Source organism: Streptomyces sp. NA02950 (assembly GCF_013364155.1).
GTDB lineage: Bacteria > Actinomycetota > Actinomycetes > Streptomycetales > Streptomycetaceae > Streptomyces.
Genome location: NZ_CP054916.1, coordinates 655,334 through 679,507 on the forward strand (window position 1 = coordinate 655,334; position 24,174 = coordinate 679,507).

The window sequence follows — 24,174 nt, forward strand, 5'->3', positions numbered from 1 at the left end:
TCAGCTTCCGACGCGGACGGAGCTGCGGCGGAGGGCGAGGGTGTAGAACAGAGCGCTCAGCAGGCACAGAACGGCCACGTAGACCGGGAACACCCAGGACACCCCCCGGTCCTGCAACCACAGCAGGATGTAGGGAGCGGTGCCGCCGAAGCCCGCGACCCCGACGGCGTAGCCAATGCCCACACCGGTGACCCGGCAGCTCATCGGCATGAGGGTGGCGGAGACGGTGTTGTAGAGCCCCATGGTGAAGGCCAGCACCGGAGCGCCGATCATCATCACGGCCGTGAACAGGACCATCCCGGGGGCCCGGTAGGCGAGGACCACGAAGACCAGGGGCACGGCCGCGAGTCTGGTGACGATGAAGGTGCGGGAGATGCGCTTGCGGTCCGCGAGACGCCCGGCGAGGGGGTAGAGCGCGGCGATACAGAGCCCGCTCAGGGTGCTCACGGCGAACACCGCGCTGGGGTCCTCGTCGTACGCCGTGCGCGCCAGGTTGGGCAGTCCGGTCGCCCAGGTGTAGTTGAGGGCCTGTGCGCCCGCGACGACGAAGATGATGGCCAGCAGGGCCAGCTTGTTGCGGCCGACCTCCCGCCACACCTGCGAGGCGGGCGGGGCCGCCCCGGGGGCGGAGGACCTGTGGAGGGTTTCGGGCAGGTTGCGGCGGAGCCACAGGAAGAGGGCGCCGACGACGGCACCGACGGCGAAGGGGATGCGCCAGCCCCACGCCTCCATGGCCGGGGTGCTGAGGAAAGTGGTCGTCAGGAACGCGACGAGCGACGCCGCGATGATGCCGGACTGGACGTAGACGCTGATGATGCCGCCGTAGCGCGCGGTCTGGCCCTCGGGTGCCATCTCCACGATGTACGCGGAGTTCAGCGGCGCCTCGATGCCGGTCGACAGCCCCTGGAGGATCCGGCAGACGACGAGGATCACTCCGGCCCACACACCGATGCTCGCGTGGGTGGGGAGTACGGCGAGGACGCCGGTGCTGAGCACCATGCCGCCGATGGACAGCAGCATGATGCCGCGGCGGCCGAGCCGGTCGGCGAGCGTGCCGAAGACGAGGGCGCCGAGGGGTCTGGCCGCGAAGCCGACGGCGAAGACGACGAGTGCGGACAGGGTGGACGACAGGGAGCTGCTGGACGGGAAGAACTGCGGGCCCAGGTAGGAGGCGAGCAGGCCGTAGACCATCCAGTCGTACCACTCGACGGCGTTGCCACCGCCGAGGGCGAGGAAGGCGCGCCGGGAGGACAGGGCGCCGGCTTGAGTGCGGGAACGGTAGGAGAGCGATGCCATGGGGGCACCTCGCAGGTGGGAAGGGCTACGGACGAATCCGGCCGTGCGGAACCCGCTGCCCTGTCCGTGGTCGGACGGGACGTTGAGGAGGCGCCGAGAACCCGGGTCTGCTACCAGGTGGGAGGAGTGATCACCCAGATCGACGTCGAGGGCTCGTCGCCGCTGTTGGCGTACCAGTGCGGAATGCTGCAGGAGTACGTGATGGAGTCACCGGCGTGGAGCCGGTGTTGCACTCCGTCGAGATAGACGTCCTTCACTCCCGACAGGACGACCCCGAATTCCTCGCCGCTGTGGCGGAAGGGGGTCTTGCTCGTGTCGTGGCCCGGCTGGGTTTCCACCCAGATGACCTCGAGGGCGCCGTTGAGACTGGGGGTGAGCAGTTCGTAGCGGGCATCGCCGGGGTCACCGGCACCGTGGAAGTCCAGGGTGCGGCGCTCGTCGCGCCGCACGACGGGGCTGATCTGCTCGGTGAGATGGAAGAGACGGCCGACGGGCACTTCGAGGCCGTGGGCGAGTTGCACCAGAGTCGCGAAGGACGGGTTGCCCTTTCCGCGCTCCACCTGACTGATGAGTCCGGTGGACACCCCGGAGCGCCGGCTGAGGTCGTCGAGCGTCAGCCCGACCTGCTTGCGCAGGACCTTGATCTGCACACCCACCGTGGCGACCATCGCCTCGATGTTCATGCCCTTGTCGGGCGCCGTGCCAGTGGCCTCACTCATGTTCCGACCCGCCTCAGACGTGTGCGTCGTGGAGTACCTCATATTGAAGAGCTTCAGCAAAATGAAAACAAGCCCTCGGAATGAAGATCTTCACCCTGCGGCACTCCGCCCCCAACCCTCGCTCCCCGCCCGCGACGGCACCCCCGGGAAAACGCCCGGCTCAACCGGACGGCGTGACCGAGAACCACAGGCCGAACCACTCCTCTGCGCCGTACTCCTCGAACCGCTCCACCTCGGTGAACCCCACCTTCGCCGCGAGGCGCATCGCGCGGTCGTTGAGCGGTCTGGGTGCAGAGCACCACCGGCTCGCCGGGAAGTGCGCCGGCGACCAGTCGAGTGCCGCCGCGCACGCCTCGGCGGCGTACCCGAATCCCCACGCTTCCGGCAGGAACAGATAACCGGGCCCGGCTTCCCCGGCATCCGGACGGACGTGCCCCGGACGCTCTGCATCGCGCCGATCGAGCGTGATCATGCCGATCATCGCTCCGTCGAGATCGATCACGAAAAGACCAGGGCGCCGCCCGGGCACCTCAAGGCACCACGCGTTCGAGCTGGCTCCCCTCCCACCCCCACCGACGAGGTTCGCACGAAGCGGGTGTCCAGCCCCGGTCCGTGGTCGATGGTCTGCGTATCCGCACTGCTCCTCACGGGATGCGGGAACACATCGCCGGGCTCGGCCGACGCCGCTTGCACCGGACACCGACCGCACGGCGGCCCGTCGGAGGGCCCGCACGAGGAATCCGTGAGGAATCCGGGCCGGGCCCCTCCGCCGCGTCCGGCGGCGGCACGGAGACCACCACGCTCCCGGTCACCCCGGGCAAGGGTGGATCCGCCGTCGTCAGCCGCCCCTCGGACGGCGGGGGAGCCAGCCGCCCCACCGGCAGGGAGGTAACGCTCGCCTCCTACGACACCGCCTCCGGCCGGGCGGCCGTGAAGCACCGCGCGTCCGGCACCTCCCGGGTGCGCAAGGGCGACGTGGTGGCCGGCCCACCGACCGCTGCGGCCCCGGCCTGCGCCGGGAGATCCACGGCGGGCTCCAGGTCGTGGAGAACTGGAACAGCGCCAACACCGTGCTGCACTACGGCAAGGACGGCGCCCCGACCGGCCCGGACAAGGAGCATGCCGAGACCTCGATGCTCGTCTGCACCTGCTCCAGTCCGCTCTCGTGCACGTCAACACGCGGCTGGTTCAGCAGGTTCCGGCCGAGCCGGCCTGGGCGAAGAAGCTGAGCGACGAGGACCGGCGCGGCCTGACCGCGCTGATCTGTCCAACGTCAACCCGTGCGGCACCTTCCGCCTGGACATGGACGCCGGGCTCGACCTGGGGCCGGCCGCCGCCGTGCCCCGACCCCGCACCCCGGCGGATGCCGCCGACCGCTCGCGGACGGAGAAGCGATGAAGGACTCGGCGATCGTCGAGCAGCTCGCGCACCTCATGTCCAGGCGTGGTCGGGCCGGGAGCCCCGGCCCGACCACCGCGGCATCAGGCCGCCAGCGCTGCACGGAGCGTTGAAGGCTTGAGCCCGAAGGTGTTGCGGATATCGCTGTCGTCCACGAGGAACGGACGCTCGGACATGTAGCTCATCTCGGCGAACTCCCGCCACAGTGGATCGGTGAAGGACAGCAGTGTCATATCCCGTTCGGTGAGCGGCTCCAACCGCGGTTCGGGCGCTCCGTGGAGTTCGGCGAGGTCGGTCGCGGCCTGACGCAGGGTCGTGGTGATGACCGGGGCGTGCCAGCCCCGTCCCCAGGCCCGCTCGTCGCCGCTGACCGCCACCAGCGCCGCTGCGACGTCCTCGGTGTACGAAAAGGCATGCGCCGCATCGGGGTTACCATGGACGAGAGCCAGTTCACCCTCGCGGACCCGGGGCGCGACCAGCAGCGTGAACGCTGAGACTGCACCTGGGCCCAGGTACTGGCCGGCTCGCACTTCGGTGACCCGCAGCCGCCCTTCGTCGTGGGCATCCTTGGCCTGCCGCCACAGCTCGGCCCTCACCCGGCCCTTTCGGGTGTGCGGGGTCATCGGGGTGCGCTCGGTGACCGGCCCGGTGGTCTGCTGATAGCCGTAGTGGTTGCCGAGCATCACGTAGTCGGCCCCGGCCCGCTCGGTCGCGGTGAGGATCGAAGCGAACAACGGCGGCATGGTCTCCGGCCAGGTCTGGTAGGCGGTCATGGCGGCGTTGAAGACCGTGGCCGCTCCGGCCAGTGCCTCGGCCAGCTCGTCAGTGCGGCCCGCGTCCAGGGCGATCCGTTCGATGCCGGGATGGTCAGGACCACTGCCGCTGCGGGTGATGAGGCGGACCCGCTCACCGCTGTCGGCCAGTTGCCTGGCGGTCGCGACCCCGGTCGCACCTGCCCCGATGACGACTGATTCAGCCATGACGTTGACTCCGTTTTCCCTCAAAAATGGAACGCTTCCCTGAAGGGGGAAACGTGGTCGCGGGGGCCCGACCGCTCGCCCAACTCTGCCGTGCCGACGCACGGTAGGGTCAGTGGCCTGAAAGCCACGAGATCCAAGGATCTAGCCATGCATCGTGTCGCCGTTCTGGCCGTCCCTGCGGTCAAGCCCTTCGACCTGTCCATGCCGTCGACCCTGCTCAGCGCCGTCGAACTTGAGGGACGCCCCGGCTATGAGGTGACGGTGTGCACCGTCATGCCTGGTACGGTCGCCGCTTCCGGTGGTATCGAGGTAGTGATCCGGCACGGCCTGCAGGCCCTCGCGGCCGCGGACACGGTGATCGTCCCCTCGACCGCCAGCCGACATGACGCCGAGCCAGCCGCACTGGACGCCTTGCGGGAGGCGGCCGCCGCGGGAAAGCGCGTTGCCTCGATCTGCAGCGGCGCCTTCGTCCTCGCCCAGGCCGGGCTCCTCGACGGCCGTACTGCCACCACCCACTGGGCCCTCGCGGAGGAACTTCAGCGCGCCTACCCTGCGGTACGTGTAGACGCCGACCGGCTGTTCGCCGAGGACGGACGGATCGTCACCGGTGCGGGCTCCGCCGCCGGGATCGACCTGTGCCTACACCTGATCAGCTCCGACTATGGCGCGGCCGCGGCCAACGCGGCGGCCCGCGCCGCCGTCGTCACCCCGGTGCGCCACGGCGGGCAGGCGCAGTTCGTGCAGACCCCACTACCGGCCGAGACCGACTCCCCCTTGGATGCGGCCCGCATCTGGGCACTGCAGCACCTGGACCAGTCAATCTCTCTACACGACCTGGCCGGTCGGGCCAAGGTCAGTGTGCGGACCCTGACCCGCCGCTTCACAGCCGAGACAGGTGTGACCCCGTTCCAATGGCTGCTCCAGCAGCGGCTGCTGCGGGCCCGCGAGCTGCTGGAGACCACCGATCTCACCGTCGACCATGTGGCCAGCCGCAGCGGCCTCGGCTCCGGCGAGTCGCTCCGCCAGCACCTGAGCCGCCAGATCGGCATGACTCCGGCCGCTTACCGGAGCGCCTTCGCCCACCGCCCGGGCGTGAAGACCGGTCAGTGGCCGAACGTGACTCGGCCCGGACACGGCGTTTCATAGGTGGTCGCCTGTGAAACACCATTGGGATCGGCGGAAAGCCGCCAGCGCCGAATCCTCGGCCGCAGCAGCCGTCGCCGCGGGACCAGGACAGCCAGCACCCGGGAGGTCGGCGGAGGTGACCGCCACCTCGGCGTAGCCGCCACTGTCGACGCTCGTGAGCGCGGCCACCGGCTGTCCGGCGGTCAGGCCCTCGACGCCGTCACCGAGGGCTCGGATCCGGCCGGCCACCTCGATACCGGGTACGAAGGGCAGCGGCACACCGACCACCCCCGCGCCGGTAGAGGACTTCGGCGAAATAGGCGCCCCGCGTACGCCACGTCGATGGCGCCCTGTCCCGGCCCGGGCTCGGGGATCGGCACGGTGGCGACGGGGAGCACATCGGCCTCGCCGAACTCGAGGATGGTCACTGCCTTCATCTGCGGCTCGCTGCTGTTCATGTCGTCGACCCCGGGGCCACCGGCAGCACTGCGGGCAGTGTCCGTTCATCCTGGGTGTGGCACCACCAGGCTGTGCTGCCGCATCAGCGTCTCCAGCCGCCGCTGGGTCTCCGTACCGGGGCGCGGGTTGTGCAGGATCAGGTGGTGCCCGGGGTGTTCGGGCAGGGGAAGCAGCGTGGCGCCGAAGACCATCGCTCCGGCCTCGTAGTAATCGACCGCCTTCACCGCGCTGGTGTGCTCGGCCACATCGTGGCGCGCACCACAGCTCGGCGAACTCGCAGCTGACCGCGGCCAGGTCAGCGGCGACGCGGCCGAACTCCGGATCGTCCGGGGTAGCGCGCCACGTCGGGCCCGGAAGGCGGCGGCCACGTCGGGTGCGGTCTCCGCCCAGTGCTGGTGCAGCACCCGGTAGCGGACGTTGGTGAAGAAGGAGACCAGACAGTTGTGGTCGCTCTCGCTGTAGCCGAACACCCCGCGCACCGCGTCGTTGACGGCGGTGAAGTTCCCGTGGCGGCCGCGCATGCAGCCGGGCCGCGGGGACCAGGCGTCCAGCAGCCGCCGCATCTCGGGCGCGACCGCCACGGACGGCGCGGCGGCGGCCTGCGGCGGGTTGAACCCGCCAGGCGGTACAGATGGGCGCGCTCGGCCGAGTCCAGCAGCAGTACCCGGGCGATCGCGTCGAGGACCTGCTCGGCCACCTTGATGTCGCGCCCCTGCTCCAGCCACGTGTACCAGGACACTCCGACCCCTGCCGGCCCCGCGGCCTCCTCAGCGCCGCAGACCCGGTGTGCGCCGTCGGCCCCCGTCCGGCATGCCGACATCAGCCGGTGAGACGCGGGCTCGGCGGCTGCGCAGGAATTCCCGCAGCGCGGTGCGGCGTCGTCGCGGGGCAGGGAGGCGTCAGGGCTCGCCATGGGCCAAACTGAACAACGCGATCGCCTCACCCGGTTCTGACGGGTAGCGCATACTGCACGGTGTGGCGACCTACAACAGCATCGGTACGACGTACGCTCACACCCGGCGACCGGATCCCCGCATCGCCGCCAGGATCCATCAAGCTCTCGGTGGTGCTGCCACCGTGATCAACGTGGGGGCCGGTACCGGCTCCTATGAACCGTCACAGACGGTGCTCGCTGTGGAACCCAGCTCCGTGATGATCGCTCAGCGTCCGGCCGGATCCGCGCGGGCCCTGGAAGCGTCCGCGGAGTCGATCCCTGTCGCTGACGACTCGGCCGACGCGGCGATGGCCCTCCTGACCGTGCACCACTGGGGCGACCTGGAAGCCGGTATCGGGGAGCTTCTCCGCATAGCCCGGCAGCGGATCGTCATCCTCACCTGGGACTACACCATCAGCCGCGGATTCTGGCTGCTGGAAGAGTACCTGCCCGAGGCAGCCGCGCTCGACGACACACGAGCCGTCGCGATCGACCGCCTGGTCACGCTGTTGGGCGGCGCCCGCGTCGAGACCGTCCCCGTCCCGCACGACTGCACCGACGGATTCCTCGCCGCGTTCTGGCGCCGACCCGAGGCATATCTCGATCCGGAAGTGCGGGCCGGTATCTCGGTGTTCGCCCAGACCGGCGACGAGGTGCTCCGACCGGGCCTGGCCCGGCTGTCCGACGACCTGTCCTCCGGCCGATGGCACCGACGTCATGCCGACCTGCTCGACCGTGAAGCACTCGATGTCGGCTACCGGCTCCTCGTGGCCGACCTGTAGACCGGTGGAGGGGAGCGGATGATCCACCCACTCGAAGAGCCGCGGTCTCTGCCCCCTGAGCTCCATGCCTACCTGGGGGAACTCGTCCGGCGCGCACGCGCGGTGTGCGGACCCCATCTGGTGAGTGTGTTCGCGGTCGGTTCCCTCGCGCTGGAGGACTACTGGCACGGGCGCAGCGATGTCGATGTGACGGTCGTCGTGGAGCCGTCACTGTCCGGATCGGCTCTGCACGACCTGGCCGCGGCCCTCGCCCACCCCGATCTGTTGTGCCCCGCGGCGGGGCTGGAGCTGGTGGTCTACGGGACGGATTTCGTCGGCCGTCCCTCCGGTGAAGCGGGGTACCTTCTGGACCTCAACACCGGTCCGCTGCTGCCGGACCGGCTCAGCTTCGAGGCGGCGCGGTCCCCGTCGTTCTGGTACGTCATCGACCGCTCCGTCGCCCATCAGGCCGGACTCTCGCTGTTCGGCCGCCCCGCACGGGAGGTGGTCGCCGCACCGGATCGCCCGGATGTGCTCGCCGCGGTCCGCGCTTCGGTCCGTGAGCACAGCGACGGCGAAGGCCACCTCGCGGACAACCGTGTACTCAACGGCTGCCGTGCGGTGGTGTTCTGCCGTACGGGTCGCTGGATGGCCAAGCGCGGGGCGGCACAGGACATCGCTACGGCGGAGGAGGGATTCCGGCCGCTCATCGAGGCCGCCGTGCACAGCTTCGAGCGGCCCCGTTCATCCGCGGTCCCGCTGCCCACCGCCGAGGTGCGCGCGTTCCTGGCGTGGGTTCGCGAACGTGTCGACGAGGCGGCCCGGGCGGACGGGCGCTGAGCGTCGTCGGGCATGGTCACCGCTTGCGGCAGCCATGGTCGGCCCTGGGCCAGGGCGGTACGCCTAGACTTCCGGCATGGAAGAGACCTGGCTGGAACGGCTCGGTACCGGCAAGTATCTGCTCCTCACCAGCTACCGCAAGGACGGTTCGACCGTCGCCACCCCGGTCTGGGTGGTGCCCGACGGGCCGGCGCTGGGGGTATGGACGGCCACCGACTCGTGGAAGGTGAAGCGGATCCGCAACCGCCGCGATGTCCTGGTGGGCCCGTGCGACGTGCGCGGCAACCCCACGGGCGAACAGCTGCCCGCCATCGCCGGGATCTGCGACGCGGCCACCACCGAGCGCTATCGTGGACTCGTGGCGCGCAAGTACGGCATGCTCGGCCGGCTCACCCTCGTGGGCAGCCGGCTGCGGCGCGGCAAGACGGGCACGGTGGGCATCCGTATCTCGGCGGAGCCCTGACGCACCGTCCCCCCCGGCGGTGTCTCCCCGGCGGTGTGGAGCGCACCCCTCGGTCAGCCGCTACCCGGGGCCGTCCGTCGGGCCGTGGATGCGGCGGTGGGCCCGGCCGGTGACATCGCCTTCCGGCCCGAGCTGATCTTCCAGTACGACCGGCGCGGCGGGCACGGCCCGCTGCCCGCGTGCGCGGCCGCCGGCCCCGGCGGCTCGTACAGCTACGGCTGGCGGGGGCAACGGGAAGGCGCGGGGCACCGCCGACACCGGACAGGTCACGGTGCCGCTGGCGGCGGTCACCGGACGGCACGTCTTCGGGGTGGGTCCGGTGCCGGTCGTGGTGAGCACCGAGGTGACCTTCACCTACCGCTTCACCGCCGGCGGACCCATCGTGCTTGACGCCGACCAGCGCACCACCGGATCGTTCGCCGTCGGCGCCCGGTACGACCGTACGCACGGCTGGCGGGCGCTCCACGAGGCGCGCCAGCGGACCAAGGGCGGCACACCCCGCGTTCAGGGCGCGGCCAGCGCGACGGCCCGTGCCGGCGTGCGCCCAGGTGTTCCTGTACGACACCGCGGGAGTGGGCGGGGATCTCTCGGTGCACCTGACCGGACGGGCCGCGGCGGCCACCCGGGGCCGGGCCCCGGCGTGGGCGCTCAGTGCGGGCTACGACCTCGGGACGGAGCTGATGCTCCACTGAAGATCTTCGGCATCCGGATCGCCGATCTCGAACCACGCCGTTCGCCCTGCACGACGAGCGGAAGCTCTTCGGGCGCGGAAAACTGCCCCCGGCCTGAACCCGCGGTACGCGGACCACACCGGCCGACCGAAGGCGCCTGCCCGGGTACAACCCGGTGCAGGCGCCTTCGCCGTCGCCCCCCGCGGAAGGGCCGGGTCACGGTGTTCGCGCGGGGCCAGGGGAAGCGGACGAGCGGACCGCCGTGGTCAGGGGGCCATTTCGTAGGCTCCGGCCAGCGCTTCGACACGCTCCCAGACGCGGGCCGAGCGGGCCTCGTCGACGACCGGGCGCCGGACCGCGTCCAGTGCCCAGCGCTGCTGGTCCGCGGTGGCGGAGTCCTTGCCGTGCAGTTCGACGGCGTATGCGGAGAAGTCGCGTACGAAGACCGCGAACAGCTCGTCGAGCACGTTCTCCTCGACGCCGGTCAGGCGCCCCTGCTCCAGGATCAGCTGGCCGTACACCACCACGGCGAAGAGCTGGCCGACGGCGAGGAGGAGGTCCAGGTCCTCGCTCTGCTCCTCGCCGGGGGCGGCGGTCCTGACGAACTCGCACAGGGCGTCCGCCTGTTCGCGGAAGCGGCCGACGTTGGGGATGTGAGCATACGCGTCGTAGGCGGTGCGCCAGTCGTGGAAGCGTATGGAACCCAGGCCACGGGCCGGGCCCTGCCGGAAGAGGAACGCGTCGTCGGCCGCGTCCAGGCGGGTCGGTACGGGCGCGTAGTCGGCCGGGGCCAGCAGGTGGTTGCCCATGAACTTCAGGATCAGGGCAAGGTTGACGTGGACGGTGCCCTCCAGCTTGGGCAGCCCCCGGATCTCGGACGAGGCCTGGGCGAAGTAGGTGTCCTTCTCGAAGCCCTTCGCGGCGATGACGTCCCACATCAGGTCGATGACCTTCTCGCCCTCGGTGGTCACCTTCATCTTCGTCATCGGGTTGAAGAGGAGGTAGCGGCGGTCGTCGGGGCCCGCGGAGCGGAAGTAGTCGACGGCTCGGTCGCTGAACAGCTTCATCCCGACGAGACGGACGTAGGCGTCGGCCAGTTCGCGGCGCACGTGCGGGAAGGCGGTCACGGGACGGCCGTAGAGGATGCGGTGGTGGGCGTGGCTGACGGCCTCGTACATCGCGTGCTCGCAGATGCCGACCGAGGCGGTGCAGAGGTTGAACTTGCCGACGTTGACGGTGTTGAGGGCGGCGTCGAAGGCGGCACGGCCGGTGTGCAGTACGTCGTCGGGGCCGACGGGGTAGTTCTCGAGGCGGAACTCGCTGACGTACTTCGAGGAGTCGACCACGTTCTTCACGAGGTGGTACGCCGGGTGGCGGCTGTCGGCGGCGAAGAAGACGTAGCCGTCGGGGCCCTCGACGTCGGTGCGCCGGCCGAAGACGGAGACGAGCCCGGCGGCGTTGCCGTTGCCGATGTAGTACTTGGAGCCGCTGGCCAGGAAGCCGCCGTCGCCGTCCGGCGCCAGCAGCATGTCGGTGGAGTAGATGTCGGCGCCGTGGGCCTTCTCGGACAGGCCGAAGGCGAACACCTCGCCCTGGGAGAGGAGTTCGGCCGCCCGAGTGCGGGCGGTGGCGTTGTCGCTCTGCCAGACCGGGCCGAGTCCGAGGATGGTGACCTGCCAGGCGTACCAGTAGTCCAGCCCGTAGAAGCCGAAGATCTCGTTGAGGGCGGCTATCCGGGCGGTGTCCCAGCGCTTGTCCGCCTGCCCGGCGCCGGAGGCCGAGGCCGGGGTGAGGAAGGTCGCGAAGAGTCCTTCCTTGGCGGAGAACGCGAGGAAGTCCGCCAGCCACGCACGCGTGCGGTAGTCCTCGATCAGTCGGCGCTTGCCGCGGTCCTCGAACCAGTCGACGGTGGCGCGCAGCAGCCTGCGGGTCTCGGGGTCGAAGTGTGCCGGGTCATAGGTGCGCGGGTTGAACAGCAGTGCGTCGGCCACGGGGGTCGCCTTTCCGGCTTGAGGGTTGCGGGGGTGGGTGGAGCGGGTTGTGGCGGATGAGGGCATGCGGGACGGCCCGGGCGGCGGACGCATCGAGGCCCCGGGGGTCAGCGCTCGGGTTCAGCGCTCGGGTTCAGCACTCGGGTTCAGCGCTCGGGTTCGCGCTCCGGACGGAGCCGGTGGAGCGTGGCGAGTACGTCGTCCAGCCAGTCGAGCGTCATCCGCTCGTACGCGATACCGCCGCGCAGCACGACGTGCTGGAGCGTCTGCCCGGCGGTGGGCGTCTCCGGGGCGTCGGGGCCGGTGAAGTCCCGTCGTTCACCTGCCAGATAGCGGGCGAGCCGGTCGCTGTGCGTCCGGCGGTGCCGTTCGACCTCGCTGATCAGCGCGGCCGGGTCGTCGAAGGCCGCGCCGCGGATCTTCACTGCGAGGTCGTGCCGCACGCTCTCGGGTTCGATCGGCTCGTGCAGCCACTGGGACAGGGCTGCCCGGCCGGGCTCGGCGACGGAGTACTCCCTCTTGTCCGGCCGGGCCTGCTGCGGCACATCGCGGGCCCCGATCCAGCCATCGCTCTCCATGCGCTTGAGAACGCGGTAGATCTGCTGGTGGCTGGCGGTCCAGAAGTAACCGATGGACCGCTCGAACCGCCGGGCCAGCTCATAGCCGGATCCCGGCTGCTCCAGCAGGGAGACGAGGATCGCGTGTTCGAGCGCCATGCCCCGATCCTGCTATGCAACTCGTTGCATAGCAAGGGAGACCGCTCGGAATGAGGCACGGCTCACCCTCGGCCGGACGGGGCACCATGACCGAGCGGGTCCCGGACCGTTCCGGTCCGGGACCCGCTCCGAGGCCGGGCACCCGTAGGGCCCGGCGGAACCGCCGTCGATTCACCGGGGGGCGGCGGCCGCGCGCATCATGACGCAGTCGAACTCCACCACCCGGCCCGTCGTCGCCTCACGGGTCACCGGATACATGCCCGTGATCTCGAACCCGCCGTTCTCGTACACGGCGATGGCCTCGCTCATCCGCGGGCTGCCTTCGTAGAGCTGTAGCGCCGCCACCTCCGACTGCATCCCCACGAAGTCGCCGATCCGGTCCCCGGCGCCCGCGAACACCTCCAGGTCGTACCCCTGGGTGTCCATCTTCAGATAGGGCCGGGGCTCGGCCAGGTCGGCCAGCGCCTTGTCCATCACGCCGTCCAGCCTGCGGATCTCGATCTCCTCGGTGCGCGTCTTGGCGAACCGCCGATAGCGGCCCTTGCCGTAGTCGCTGGGCGGGAGCAGCGAGTTCATGGTGTTCCAGTCCACGTGGATGGACTCCGCGGCGTCCTGGCGTCCGAGGCCGAAGGGGTACACCCACCATTGGGGATCGGACTCCGCGGCCGCCGCCAGCTTCGCGAACGCCTCCTTGGTGGGCTCGAAAGAAACGATCCTGCCCGTGTAGCCGAGCCGGCGCAGGCTCTTCGCGTACTGGCCGGAATTGGCCCCGACGTCGAAGACGCAGTTCACGCCGTACTTCTCCAGCACCCCGGCCACATGGTGAGCACACAGATACGCGGCCGCCGCAAGCTGGACAGCTCGTTCATCGGCCGAACCGCTCTCCTCGAGGAGGAGCACGGACCCGGTGTCACCGAGCGGAACGTTCCTCCACGGTCCGGGCGGGTCACCACGGTCGCGGGCGACCGCCCACATGCCCGCTCGCATCCGCGTCACCGCGTACGTGCCGCTGCCGCGGGTCACCAGATCGGCTCCCCGGCCCACGGGAACGCGCGTACGTTCACCGCGCCGGGACAGCACGGCCGTCCCCGAGCCGAGATCGAGCACATGCACTCCGAGCCGGGGAAGCACACGGAGCAGTCTTCTGTAAAGAGTCCTCATTCAGCCAGCCTCGCAGGCATCAGCCGTCCCGGACCCCCCTTGCAGCCAATTAGCGCACATGCGCAGCTCCGCCCTCCCGGCTCGCGGGCACCCGGACCCGTCGGGAGCCCCATATGGAGCGGCCGTCAGTCAGCCGCCGGGTGGGAGTTTCCGTGAACCCGCAGGGCCTTGAGCGGCCCGGCATTGCCGTATCCGACCTGCTGGGCGATGTCCGTTTCGCTGAGGGCCGTGGTACGCCGCAGATGGTCGGCCCGCTCGGCGCGGAGCCGGCACCACGGCGCAGGGCGTGGTGTCCAGCCACTCGCGCACCCGGCGCTCCAGGGTCCGCCGGGTGGTGCCGACGGCGAGGGCGGCCGGGCCCGGTGTCCGGGCCGGCCTTGGCGGAGCACCCGCGCGGCGCTAGAACACCCGGTCCTTCTGGTCCGGAACGACGGATCCGTCGGGGCGCCGGAGCGGACCCTCGGCGCCATCGGTGTTCATGTACCCCTTGGTGGCGCAGGGGTACGGCATCTTCTGGCGCGCCTTCGGCTCGATGAACATGGGGTTGACGACCCACCGCCGGTCGGCGTTGTCGTAGGCCCGGCACATCAGTTCGGTCTTGTTGCGGTTGATGGCCAGGTGTCCGGCCGTGGCGTCATTGACGAAGGTGACATCGGTTTCCGCGTCGCCCGCGCCGAACGCGATGCGGTGCGCGGGGTCCTGCTTCCGCCAGGCCTCGGCGCCCTTGATGCCGTAGACGCTCTTGTTGATCCAGCAGCGTTTGCCGTCCATATACGTCAGCACGTCACCGCGGGTGTTGTCCTTGACGTCGCCGCACCCCTGCACACCGGTGGTGAGTCGGCCGTCCTTGATGACATTGCGGATGCCGACGACACGGTTGTCCGCGAAACCCGCGCCCGGAGCCCAGGCCCGCACGATCGGCTCGGCGGAGGCGGACACGACCCAGACGTCGAATCCGGCCTTCCGGAGGGTGTGGATGAGGTCGAGTTGCTGCTCGTAGTAGCGCACATAACCGGCCCAGCTGTGTGTGCCGACCTTCTGCTCCGTGCCGATCGGTGCGGCGAGGTTCTCGGCACGCGCCTCACGGGCGAAGGCGGTGAGCTGCTCGGGGCTGTGCCCGGCGAAGAGCTGGGTGATCCAGACGTACGAGGGAACGGTCCGCCGGTGATTCCACACCCCGCTGAAGGCGGTGTCCCCGGCCGATGTCTTCTCGTCCTCGTAGATGTCGAGGATCTCGTCGGTGCAGTCGGTGTCCGTCGAGGTCGGCAGCGGCCGGCCCGCCGGTACGGAGGTGCCGCAGGCGCGGGTGAGCGCGCGGTGGGCGGCGTCGGTCATCCATGTGTTGGTGGCGCGCCAGCCGGCGGGCTGGAGGATCTTGTCGTGCTTGAGCATCCACGCGAGGGTGGCGTCGGAGATGTCGTTCTTGACGACGGTGTTGTCCCAGTCGAACGCGGCCACGGGTTTCGGTGCACCGGTGCCGGAACCCTGGGCACATGTTCCACGTTCGTCGATCATGTGCTGGAGTCTGGCGCGGTTGTTGCCGTACCACGGGACGTCCTTGCTGAGCTGCGGGCACTCGGCACGCGACGCACGGGGGTCCGGGGTGTCACGGGCGGTGGCGGTCATCGGGGCGCTGAGGGTGGCGGCGAGCGCGAACGCCAGACACGTCATCGCCGGCCTGAGAGCCTGCTTACGGGGCATGGGGCCTCCTGGGCGTAGGGGCGCGTGTTTGCCGAGCGCGAAGAGAAACGTTTCGGCATAGATCAGGGACTGTACCGAGTCATGCAACCACGCAGAAGCGGGCCCGGGCAGGACCCTGCGACGTCTTCGACGGACCGGTGGTTTCCGCGGCCGACACCGGGGCGACCTCCGGACGGTGACACCGCATGAGGCCGGGCCCGGACGGTGACAAGGCACCCGGCTGACCGTCCGGCACCGCATGTGATGAGCTACCCCCACGGGGGAATCGGCAGCCGCGCCGCCACGATCCAGGTGGCCGCGGTGGCCCGCCCCGTCCGCACACACCGCACACCGGGACCACCCCGACGGACGCAAGGGACGCCATCAGTGACATCGGGCTCCGCCAACCCCTACAATCCCTACGGCGCACGGCTATTGGCCCTCCTCCTCGACGGCGCGGCCCCCGGAGACGCCGGGCGGGTGCGCCACCGACTGGGGGAGGGCGAGCCCCACTACCTCACGTGGGCGAAGCTGACCGACCAGGCCCGTGCACACGCCGTGAGCGATCCCGATGCGCTGGTACGGCGCGCCGTGCTGCGTGCGAAGGGCCTCACCACGGATGATCTGGCCATCGCCCTGGAGCGGCCCGATCCCGTCGTCGACCAAGCCGTGTACGAGCACCCCGCGGCCCTGCCCTGGATGCGCCGCCGGATCCTCGCACCCGGCCGGTACCCCGCGTCCACCGCCCTGACGCCCCTGCTGGACCGCATTCGCGCGACCACTCAGGATCCGCCCGGCCTCGGCCACTTCATCGCCGCCGCCGTGGTCAGCGACGTGCCTGAGGTGGCCGAACACGCCCTGCGTACCTGCGGTACGGCGCTGACCACCGCCGAGCAACTGCGCGGTGTGCAGAGCCTGCTGCCGCACCCCGAGCGGCTGCGCGCCCTCCTCGACGCCCCCACCGCACTGCTGCGCGGGGACGTCGGCGATGTCGCCCGCACGGCGCTCGACGGTGATGACGGCGCCTGCCGTCTGCGGGCCGCCGTCATCGCCGCCGAAGGAGCCGAGGGCCTGATAGCCGGTCTGCGGGCCGGTGAGGCCGAGCCGGGCTGGCGCCGTACACCGGACTGGGACGCCCTGGCGGCGGCCCATGGCTCACAGCCGCTGCCGGAGGCCGCCGTACGGATCCTGGCCGCCCGTCCCGACTGCCCCGAGCCGCTGCTCGCCGACTTCTACCGCGCCCACCCCGTCACCGTCGCCGACATTGCCCGGCCCTGCGCCGCCGTGCTGCGCGCCGCCGCCCGTACCCCCGGCCACCCCGAACTCCTCCGGCTCGCCACCGCCCTGGGCGAGGCCGACGAGGACACCGGCGCGGCCGTCCTCGACGGTGTGGTCCCCGCCCGTACCGCGGCCGCCGCCCTCGCCGAGGTCGGTGGCGCCGCAGCGGCGCCGCTGCGTGCCCGGCTCCGCCGCCACCTGGGCGCCGACCCCCGCCGCTGGGCCACTCTGCGGGTCGCCCTGTCCCGCCACAAGGGCACCCTCGCCGACCTTCTGGCCGCCATCGCCGACGGTACGGTTCCCGCGCCCGCGCCCACCGCCAAGGTGCCCGCGCTGAGCAAGCCGTACCGCTCCCTGCTGTACGCCGCCGAGCCCGAGGACCTGCGCGATCTCCTCCCCCAGCTGCCCGACGAGCTGCTGGCCGCCCTGCTCGGCAAGGGCGCGTTGCCCGCGCACGCCCTCGATGCCGCGCTCGCGGCGGCCGATCCGCGCGCCCGCGCCGCCATCGGGGGCAATGTGGCGCTCGGCGCGCGCGAGCTGCGCCGGCTGGTCGAGCGCGACGAGCCCGCGGTCAACGGCACGGTGTACCGCAACCAGAAGGCGACCCTGACGCTGCGGCGCGCGATCGCCTCCGGCGTTCCGCGCACCCCCGGCCGTACCGAGCCGCTCCCGCTCGACGCGCGGCTGCGCGCCGAACTCCTCGCCAGCGAGGACAAGTTCCTGTGCACCCCGCTGGTGACCAGCGGGGACCCCGAACTCGTCGCGCACGCCTGGCAGCTGTTCCCCACCGACGAGATGCACCGCTTCGCCGTGGTCCGCGTGTGGGAGCGCGGCGGCCCCGATGCGGTGCGCACGCTGATCGCCCTGCTTCCCGAGGGCGCCTGGAACCGGCAGGTGATCGAGGACACCCGGGCCGCGCTCGGCCACCCCGACGGCGTGGAACGCCTCCGCGCGGACATGCAACCGTACGAGGACCCCGACCGACTGCCCTGGGAGTTCGCACACTCCGGCGGCCGCAACGCCACTCGCCGGCTGATGCGCACCATCGTTCACGAGCCGTACACGTACGACTTCCCGCGTCTGATCGCCGCCCACCACGAGCACACCTTCGAACCCGAGCCGATCGCGGAACTCCTGCGCCACGAGGATGTCGACGAGGAGATCCGGGTGGCCCTCACCGCGTCCCGGCCGTACGGGGTCGCGGGCACGGAGGCCCTGCAGGACGGCGTTTTCGATCCGCTGGTCTATTTGCAGAACGAGAGTTGGCCCCGCCACGGCCGCTGGTTCGACGACGCGGTGCGGCAGGGCACCCTCTCGGCGGAACGGCTCATCGACACCGCCCGTCCCGCGCCCGCGGTCCTGGCAAGCCTCTTCAACGACGAGGACCCGGCCGTGCGCGCCGCGGCCCGACGGCGCGTCAGGGAGCTGGTGCGGGAGCATCTGGCCGGCCATCCCGAGGGATGGGTCATCGCGCTCCACCTGGTCGAGAGTTTCACCGGCACCCTCGCCGAACTGCTCACCGCCGCCGCGCAGGCCGCCGGCCCCCGGCCCGGCGCCGAAGCGCTCGCCCGCCTCGACGCGAGCCGGCAGCACGCCGAGGCCGAGGCTGCGGCCCACGAGCCGGCGCCCGCACCCCCCGAGAAGAACCTCCACTTCGCCGAACGCAAGCGCCTTGACGAGGCCCTGGACACCAGAGCCGCGGTGGCCGCGATCGACCTGCTGCGCAACCTGGTCCCCGGCGCCCCGTTGCCCACGGACTCCGACGTCCTGGAGAAGCTCGCCGACACCAGTTCCTCCGACATCCCCGGGCACGCACACCCCGATTGGCTCGAGGAGGCGTGCCGTACGCATGGCACCGCGCAGGCCGTGAAGGTGCTGGCCTCCCAGCGGGGTCCGGCCTACGCGGGCTTCACGGGACGCACATGGGAGGTCATCAAGGAGCTGGCCGCCTGCCGCAACGGCCATATCGCCCCGAGCGAGATGGTCGCCCGGCAGCCCGCGGAGCGGCTGGACCCGCTGCCGGCCGCCTGGCGCGACCGCGGCGGTGCCGACCAGTTGCGCGCCGTGCGCCGCCTCGTCGACGGCCGGCTCGGCGCCGACCCCCGCCGCTGGCTGCGCGCACTCGCCGCCATGGACACCGAGCGGGCCCGGCGGCCGTTCGGCGAGTTGCTCGACCACGCCACCACCGACGACGGCCCCGACGCACCCACGGCCCTCACCCCGGCGGCCGCCGGGCTGCTGCTGCACGCGGACGCCGACGCGCTGGCCGCCGTCCTGCCGCGGCTGGATCCCCGGGCGGCGCTCACGCTGATCGAGAAGGCCTGCGCGCGCAAACACCTCACCGAAGCCGTCCTCGACCATGTGTGCACGCATGGTGATCGCGCGGCGTTGCTCGTCCTCGCCAAGGATCCGGATGCCACCAGGCAGCACCCGGGGCTGTGGCGGCGGCTCCTGAGCGCCGACGACCCCGTCGTCAACGCGGTGCTCTACGGCCCGACCCCCCACAGCTCCACACCCGAGATCCGCCGGACCATCCTCTCCCGCCGTCCCCAGGGCCGCCCCGCCACCGGCCCGGACGACCTTCTCCCGCTCACCCCCGAACTGCGCGCCAGGCTGCTGGAGAAGTTCACCTTCATCGGGCGGGGCTACCTGCACCCCTACCGCGTCCTGGCCGAGGCGGCCGACGCCGAACTCGTCGAGCACGCGATCGTGTCATGGGGCAAGTGGGTCCCGCTCATGGACCATCTCCTCGTCGCCCGCAACTCCCTGCGCCACGGCGGCCCGGACCATCTGCGCTCCCTGGTCGACCGCGGCCTGCTGAGCACCGCCGCCGCCAAGGTCGCCACCAAAGCGCTGGCCTCGCCCGACCCCGACGCCGTCCTCACCGCCCGCCTCGATCTCGAGCTGAGCACAGAGCGGCTGGTCGCCAAGTTGCGTGCGTGCAAGGAGTACGAGGAGGAAAAGATCCTCGACCTGCCCTACCGCCGTGACTGGGACGTCCTGGTCCGCGCCCATGAGGAGGAACCGCTCCCGGAACGGGTGTGGAGCAAACTCGTCCGGCTCCCGGACGCCCCGCCGGGGGTGGCCAGAGGCATCACGGGACGCTGGTCACCCGTCCCCGCCCGCGCCCTCGCCGAACGCAGTCACGAGCTGGCTCGCGCGGCCATCACGGCCCCGCCCCAGCCGGGCGATCGCCGCGAAAGGTTCGGCGCCACGTTGGATTCCTTCCTTGAAGCCTCCCTGCTCACCGGCTCCGACCTCCTCCACCACGCGGAAGGCGCCAACCGCGTGCTGCACTATCTCCGCGAGGCCGCCCTCCGGCACGAACTGCCCACCGCGCTGGAGAACACCGTTCATGACGCCACCAAGGAACTCGTCACCCTCGCCGACCGGCACCTGGGCGACAGCCCCGCGGCCTGGCAGCGGCTCTACGCCGGGCTGACCGGCAAGGACCGCAACTGGCCGCGGCCCGGCGCGCCGGTCACCGTGGCGGCGCTCCTGGAGCACGCCGCCAAGCCGCCGCTGGTCTGACGTCCGGACGTGCGGTCCGGGGCTCGGCGCCCGTTGCGCGGGGGCCGAGCCTCCACCTCGCAATGCCGTCAGACCCGTTCGTCCACGGCCGCGCGCAGCGCCGCCAGCCCGTGGGCCTCCCAGCGGCCCGGGTGCGCATCGGGTTCGCGCTGTTCGGGCTCGGTGTACGCCAAGCCGTCGTCCTGCAGTTCGGGGACGGCGGCGTTCCACAGGGTCCAGGCATGAAGGGCGGTCAGGGACGTGCGTCGCAGCGCGGCCTCGGTGAAAGCGAAGTCGACCGCGGCGTCGCCGGCCGGGGAGCCGTCGACGCCCACCACGACCTGCTGGGCGGGACGTTCCTGCTCTCGTACCACGAGGACGGGGCAATGGCTGTGCGCTGCCAGGTGCACCGCCGTCGACCACACCAGCAGCCCTACGAAGCCTCCGGGCGCCGCGGGTGCCGACCACGACCAGCGCGGCCGTGCGGGACCGGGCTTCCAGTACGGTGAGCGGTTCGCCGGTGGTGAGGGCGCTGGTGACCTCCACCTCCGGTTCGGTGGACCGTGCGTGCTCGACTGCCTCGGCAGGCATCCGGTCGGCGATGTTGCGCAGTCCGCCCTCGGGCGGGCCGAGGGGTGAGGGGCCGAGCGGCACGTGCATCATCGGCCAGGTGAAGGCGTGGACCACTCTCAGCCCGCACTCGCGCAGGCGTGCCTCGCGGACTGCGAGTTCGACCGCTTCCAGGCTCGACGCCGAACCATCTACTCCCACAACGACATGTGCGTTCACAGCGCACCTCCGATCTCCGCGGCCGTCACGTGCGGCAGGCGCCGCCAGGCTCGGCGGCCGCCGCTCCCGCGTGCGCGATGATCCTGTCCGCCGTCGACGGCGCGCTCGCGGGCGGGTGGCTGTGCGGCAGGCCCGGTGGGATGCAGGGTGCGTCCGGGCAGGGGGACCGGGCTGAGGATCACGTCGTTGCCGAGACGCCCGGCGACGCGTTCGATTCGGCCGGCGGGCAAGGCCCGGTAGGGGTTGACTCGGGCGGGCACGACCAGGGAGGTGGTCCGCACAGGGCCGGCGCGGGCGATGACGGGCAGCACAGGGGCGAGGATGGCGTCAGTGTCGGCCTGGAAGCGCCGGTGTCGGGCGTGGTGCAGCACGGCGTTGATGCTGAAGCCGGTGGAGCGGACGAGGGCCGCGGCGGTGACGGGGGTGTCCGCTGCGGGCGAGGCCGGCAGCGCGGGCGGCCACGGCCTGATCGGCGCGCGAGCCGGTGAACAGGGCCAGGACCCCGGCGCCGGGTCGCGAGGAGAAGCGGTAGAGGTGTACCCGTGTCGGGGCCGGTGCGGCAGCGTCCGGTAGGGAGAGGCGGAGCGTCGTCACGGCGGTTCCTTCCTGTGCGTGTGCGTGCCCTGGGGGCTGTGGTCGGGCTCGTGACCGGCGCGTGCGCTGCCGCGCCGGGGGCGTCACCTTCTGCCGTCCCAGCCGGCGTGCTCTGGGCGATGGGGGGGCTGCTGGCCGCGGGTGGCGATCAGGGACCAGGCGATGGAGACGGTGATGGTGACGGCGATGACGCCGAGGGTGAGGGGAATGGGCAGCTTGCCCACAGGGGTCTCGGACAGGATGAGCTTGACGCCGGCGAAGGCGAGTAGGACCGCGAGCCCGTAGTGCAGGTACCGGAAGCGGCGCAGGAGTCCGGCCAGGCAGAAGTACAGGCTGCGCAGGCCGAGGACGGCGAAGGCGTTGGCGGTCCAGACGATGAAGGTGTTGGTGGTGATCGCCAGGACGGCGGCGACGGAGTCGACGGCGAAGATCAGGTCGGTGGCCTCGACGGCGACCAGGACCACGAACAGCAGGGTCGCCACTCGCTTGCCGCTGATGCGGGTGAAGAACCTGTCGCCATGAAACCGCGGGTCAGTGGGGATGATCTTCTTGACGAGGCGGACGACGGGGTTGCGGTCGGGATGGACCTCTTCGTCCTTGGAGACGGCCATCTTGTAGCCGGTCCAGATCAGGAACGCGCCGAAGAGGTAGGCGGTCCAGAAGAACACCTGGAGCAGTTCGGCGCCGATGAAGATGAACACCAGCCGGGCCGCGAGCGCGCCGATGACGCCCCAGAAGAGGACCTTGTGCTGGTAGGCGTCGGGCACGGCGAAGAAGGAGAAGACCAACGCGAAGACGAACACGTTGTCGATCGACAGGGCCTTTTCGATCAGGTAGCCGGCGTAGTACGTCGAGGACGCCTCGCCACCCTGCCACGCCCACAGGATGAGGCCGAAGCCGAGGCCGATGGCGATCCACAGGCCACTCCACAGCGCGGCCTCGCGGAAGCCGATCACATGGTTGTCGCGGTGGGCGATCAGGTCGACGGCGAGCAAGACGCCGATGCCGAGCGCGACCGCGGCCCATACCCACAGCGGGACGACGAACGACAGTTCATCCATGGTGGATCGGCTTCCTCGGGCGGATCGGAAGGACAAGGACGGAGAAGAGAGTGGGGGGTGTCCCAGGCCCTGGCGGGTTACGGAGGGCTGCCGGACCCGGGCGCTGATTCAGTTCGTCCAGGCGTTCACCTCCCCGGTTCAGGCGGGCCGCCGGACGGCGGTGGTGCGGCGCGGGCGAAGGGCGTGGGCGAGGCACAGACCGCCGACGACCAAGTCCACGAGCGCCAGCAGCCACCAGGGTGCGAGCGCGTGCAGGCCGTTCATCACGCCTCCACCCGTCGGGCCGTGGGCAGGCGGCGCTGGGAGAGCGTCCACAGATGGCGAACCCCGGCGGGCGATTGGTCCGCCGGCCCCGGCCCCACGCCGGCGACAGGCACGGCCTGGCGAGGCCGGGGCGAGGGGCTGGGGGACATCGTGACCCCCTTTCGGTGGGGTCGAAGAGGGTGGTGGGGGTGTGTCCAGCGTCACCTGCCCCTCTGATTCCCGCCAAGAGTTACGCGAAAACCTTTTCGTCAATTATTTTGCGCGAAATAATCTTGGTTATACGAAGCTGACTTCGTATGATGAAGGCCATGAGCCGGCCCTCCAGCCCGCGCGGCGATCAGTGGACCTTCCTGACCAACCATGCCCGGGTCCTGATCACCCTCGCCCGCGACCCTGAAGCGCGCGGGCGCGACGTCGCCGACGCCATCGGCATCACCGAACGCGCCGTCCAGCTGATCGTCGCCGACCTCGAAGCGGCCGGATACCTCACCCGTGAGCGCGTCGGCCGCCGCAACCGCTACACCATCGACCCCACCGTCGCCCTGCGCCATCCCAGCGAGGCGGACCACCCCGTCGGCGACCTCCTGGCCACCTTCCTGCACCGCGAGGACGCCCCCACCCCCGATCCCGAACGCGCCGCCCCGTAAGACGGCCCGGACCGCAGACGGCGGCGCCAGGGCGTACAGCGGCCGGTCCCGGCCGCCCGCTCCCCGTGGGCAGCCGGGCTCCCGTCCAGCAGGGCCACCGGCGAGCGGCTGTGTCATCTCCCAGCCTCGGAGCCGCCGCCCACCGCGGCCAGGAGCCATCCGGCCTGCCGACCGGGCCGCACGCCCCTGCCGACACCCCTCGACGACCAGGACACCGGCATCAACCCGCACGGCTCAGGCCGGGCCCGGCGCCCGTGCTCGAGTAGCCGTACGCATCTGCCGAATATCGGTGCAGAGCGGGCCGCCGGTACGGGGGTCGCACGGGTTCCGGATTTATGACTGACGGGGTGATGTGCGTGGACGTCAACGAGGTGCTGCTGCCCGGGGTGGGGCTGCGCTACGAGTTCGTCAACCGCGACGGCGACCGGATCGGTGTCGTCGCCCGGCGGTCGGGCGACTTCGAAGTGGTCGTCTACGAGGGTGAGGATCCCGACGAAGCACGGGCCGTGCTCCGGCTGACCGGAGAGGAGGCCGACACCCTCGCCGAGATCCTCGGCGCCCCGCGCATCGCCGAACGGTTCGCCGATCTCACCAGGGAAGTACCCGGCCTCAGTGCCGGGCAGGTCGAGGTGGCGGCGGGTACCCCGTTCTCCGGCCAACCGTTGGGGGAGACCAGGGCGCGGACCCGGACCGGTGCGTCGATCGTGGCGGTCGTCCGAGGCGAGGAAGTGATCCCCTCCCCGGGACCGGGGCAGGTCCTGCGCGCCGGGGACGTCCTGGTGGTGATCGGAACCCATGAAGGGATCGCCGCGGTGGAACAGATCGTCCGAGGCTGAG

The 24,174-nt window shown here is 71.2% G+C and carries 22 protein-coding genes and 2 pseudogenes; 8 read left to right on the forward strand and 16 right to left on the reverse strand.

Annotated features, from left to right (window positions below; translation table 11 throughout):
• The 4 genes from HUT19_RS02640 to HUT19_RS02655 form a co-directional block, all read right to left on the reverse strand.
• Positions 1 to 1,296: an MFS transporter gene (locus HUT19_RS02640; protein ID WP_176178867.1), complete on the reverse strand. Its 1,296-nt coding sequence runs from the start codon at positions 1,294 to 1,296 to the stop codon at positions 1 to 3.
• A 110-nt stretch (positions 1,297 to 1,406) separates the two neighbouring features.
• Entirely contained in the window at positions 1,407 to 2,015 is a 609-nt protein-coding gene (locus HUT19_RS02645) for a helix-turn-helix domain-containing protein (RefSeq protein WP_176178868.1), read from the reverse strand.
• Positions 2,016 to 2,175: 160 nt separating this feature from the next.
• A complete protein-coding gene (locus tag HUT19_RS02650) occupies positions 2,176 to 2,517 on the reverse strand; it encodes a GNAT family N-acetyltransferase (protein ID WP_176178869.1) in 342 nt (113 codons plus the stop codon).
• A gap of 979 nt (positions 2,518 to 3,496) precedes the next feature.
• Entirely contained in the window at positions 3,497 to 4,393 is an 897-nt protein-coding gene (locus HUT19_RS02655; RefSeq protein WP_176178870.1) for an NAD-dependent epimerase/dehydratase family protein, read from the reverse strand.
• 147 nt (positions 4,394 to 4,540) lie between these two features.
• Here HUT19_RS02655 and HUT19_RS02660 point away from each other — a divergent pair, with 147 nt between their 5' ends.
• On the forward strand, positions 4,541 to 5,539 hold the full coding sequence (locus HUT19_RS02660) for a GlxA family transcriptional regulator (RefSeq protein WP_176178871.1): 999 nt from the start codon (positions 4,541 to 4,543) through the stop codon (positions 5,537 to 5,539).
• On the opposite strand, the gene HUT19_RS42700 is transcribed toward HUT19_RS02660, so the two are convergent.
• From HUT19_RS42700 to HUT19_RS44175, 3 genes and pseudogenes are all read right to left on the reverse strand, one after another.
• A complete protein-coding gene (locus tag HUT19_RS42700) occupies positions 5,534 to 5,797 on the reverse strand; it encodes an alcohol dehydrogenase catalytic domain-containing protein (protein ID WP_254885394.1) in 264 nt (87 codons plus the stop codon). The two genes, HUT19_RS02660 and HUT19_RS42700, sit on opposite strands and share 6 nt — an antisense overlap.
• Before the next feature lie 224 nt (positions 5,798 to 6,021).
• Positions 6,022 to 6,558, reverse strand: coding sequence for a hypothetical protein (locus tag HUT19_RS02670; protein ID WP_254885395.1), 537 nt, complete (start codon positions 6,556 to 6,558; stop codon positions 6,022 to 6,024).
• A 107-nt stretch (positions 6,559 to 6,665) separates the two neighbouring features.
• A pseudogene (locus HUT19_RS44175) lies at positions 6,666 to 6,890 on the reverse strand (transcriptional regulator); the annotation flags it as partial.
• Positions 6,891 to 7,063: 173 nt separating this feature from the next.
• Here HUT19_RS44175 and HUT19_RS02675 point away from each other — a divergent pair.
• The 3 genes from HUT19_RS02675 (at position 7,064) to HUT19_RS02685 (ending at position 8,975) form a co-directional block, all read left to right on the forward strand.
• Positions 7,064 to 7,693, forward strand: coding sequence for a methyltransferase domain-containing protein (locus HUT19_RS02675; RefSeq protein WP_303332567.1), 630 nt, complete (start codon positions 7,064 to 7,066; stop codon positions 7,691 to 7,693).
• A gap of 18 nt (positions 7,694 to 7,711) precedes the next feature.
• Complete coding sequence (locus tag HUT19_RS02680) at positions 7,712 to 8,512, forward strand: aminoglycoside adenylyltransferase domain-containing protein (protein WP_176178873.1); 801 nt, start codon at positions 7,712 to 7,714, stop codon at positions 8,510 to 8,512.
• A 76-nt stretch (positions 8,513 to 8,588) separates the two neighbouring features.
• Positions 8,589 to 8,975, forward strand: coding sequence for a PPOX class F420-dependent oxidoreductase (locus HUT19_RS02685; protein ID WP_176178874.1), 387 nt, complete (start codon positions 8,589 to 8,591; stop codon positions 8,973 to 8,975).
• Positions 8,976 to 9,035: 60 nt separating this feature from the next.
• Here the strand turns inward: HUT19_RS02685 and HUT19_RS42710 are convergent, their stop codons facing one another.
• Positions 9,036 to 9,329: a hypothetical protein gene (locus tag HUT19_RS42710; protein WP_254885397.1), complete on the reverse strand. Its 294-nt coding sequence runs from the start codon at positions 9,327 to 9,329 to the stop codon at positions 9,036 to 9,038.
• 176 nt (positions 9,330 to 9,505) lie between these two features.
• Between HUT19_RS42710 and HUT19_RS42715 the strand changes: the two genes are divergently transcribed.
• Positions 9,506 to 9,667, forward strand: coding sequence for a hypothetical protein (locus HUT19_RS42715; RefSeq protein ID WP_254885398.1), 162 nt, complete (start codon positions 9,506 to 9,508; stop codon positions 9,665 to 9,667).
• A 245-nt stretch (positions 9,668 to 9,912) separates the two neighbouring features.
• Here HUT19_RS42715 and HUT19_RS02695 read toward each other — a convergent pair whose 3' ends face one another.
• From HUT19_RS02695 to HUT19_RS02710, 4 genes are all read right to left on the reverse strand, one after another.
• Positions 9,913 to 11,637 (reverse strand): acyl-CoA dehydrogenase family protein, encoded by a 1,725-nt coding sequence (locus HUT19_RS02695; protein WP_176178875.1) that lies wholly within the window; start codon positions 11,635 to 11,637, stop codon positions 9,913 to 9,915.
• A gap of 146 nt (positions 11,638 to 11,783) precedes the next feature.
• On the reverse strand, positions 11,784 to 12,353 hold the full coding sequence (locus tag HUT19_RS02700; protein ID WP_176178876.1) for a PadR family transcriptional regulator: 570 nt from the start codon (positions 12,351 to 12,353) through the stop codon (positions 11,784 to 11,786).
• Positions 12,354 to 12,524: 171 nt separating this feature from the next.
• Positions 12,525 to 13,514 carry an FkbM family methyltransferase gene (locus HUT19_RS02705; RefSeq protein WP_176178877.1) on the reverse strand — a complete coding sequence of 330 codons (990 nt, stop codon included), beginning with the start codon at positions 13,512 to 13,514 and terminating at the stop codon, positions 12,525 to 12,527.
• A 399-nt stretch (positions 13,515 to 13,913) separates the two neighbouring features.
• Positions 13,914 to 15,140, reverse strand: coding sequence for a haloacid dehalogenase-like hydrolase (locus HUT19_RS02710; protein ID WP_254886108.1), 1,227 nt, complete (start codon positions 15,138 to 15,140; stop codon positions 13,914 to 13,916).
• A gap of 441 nt (positions 15,141 to 15,581) precedes the next feature.
• On the opposite strand from HUT19_RS02710, the gene HUT19_RS02715 reads away from it, so the two are divergent.
• Positions 15,582 to 20,003: a hypothetical protein gene (locus HUT19_RS02715; protein WP_176178878.1), complete on the forward strand. Its 4,422-nt coding sequence runs from the start codon at positions 15,582 to 15,584 to the stop codon at positions 20,001 to 20,003.
• A 179-nt stretch (positions 20,004 to 20,182) separates the two neighbouring features.
• Here the strand turns inward: HUT19_RS02715 and HUT19_RS02720 are convergent.
• The 4 genes and pseudogenes from HUT19_RS02720 to HUT19_RS43895 form a co-directional block, all read right to left on the reverse strand.
• Positions 20,183 to 20,771: pseudogene (locus HUT19_RS02720) on the reverse strand (universal stress protein); the annotation flags it as partial.
• Positions 20,768 to 21,142, reverse strand: coding sequence for a hypothetical protein (locus HUT19_RS02725; protein WP_176178879.1), 375 nt, complete (start codon positions 21,140 to 21,142; stop codon positions 20,768 to 20,770). The pseudogene HUT19_RS02720 and the gene HUT19_RS02725, both read right to left, overlap by 4 nt.
• Positions 21,143 to 21,448: 306 nt before the next feature.
• A complete protein-coding gene (locus tag HUT19_RS02730) occupies positions 21,449 to 22,426 on the reverse strand; it encodes a TerC family protein (RefSeq protein WP_176178880.1) in 978 nt (325 codons plus the stop codon).
• Positions 22,427 to 22,564: 138 nt separating this feature from the next.
• Entirely contained in the window at positions 22,565 to 22,690 is a 126-nt protein-coding gene (locus tag HUT19_RS43895) for a hypothetical protein (protein ID WP_303331588.1), read from the reverse strand.
• 308 nt (positions 22,691 to 22,998) lie between these two features.
• On the opposite strand from HUT19_RS43895, the gene HUT19_RS02735 reads away from it, so the two are divergent.
• Together HUT19_RS02735 and HUT19_RS02740 are read left to right on the forward strand one after the other, a co-directional pair.
• The gene (locus tag HUT19_RS02735; RefSeq protein WP_254885399.1) at positions 22,999 to 23,337 is read left to right on the forward strand and encodes a helix-turn-helix domain-containing protein; all 339 of its coding nucleotides are present in this window, start codon (positions 22,999 to 23,001) and stop codon (positions 23,335 to 23,337) included.
• A gap of 335 nt (positions 23,338 to 23,672) precedes the next feature.
• Positions 23,673 to 24,173, forward strand: coding sequence for a cation:proton antiporter regulatory subunit (locus tag HUT19_RS02740; RefSeq protein WP_254885400.1), 501 nt, complete (start codon positions 23,673 to 23,675; stop codon positions 24,171 to 24,173).
• Position 24,174: the final 1 nt, after the last annotated feature.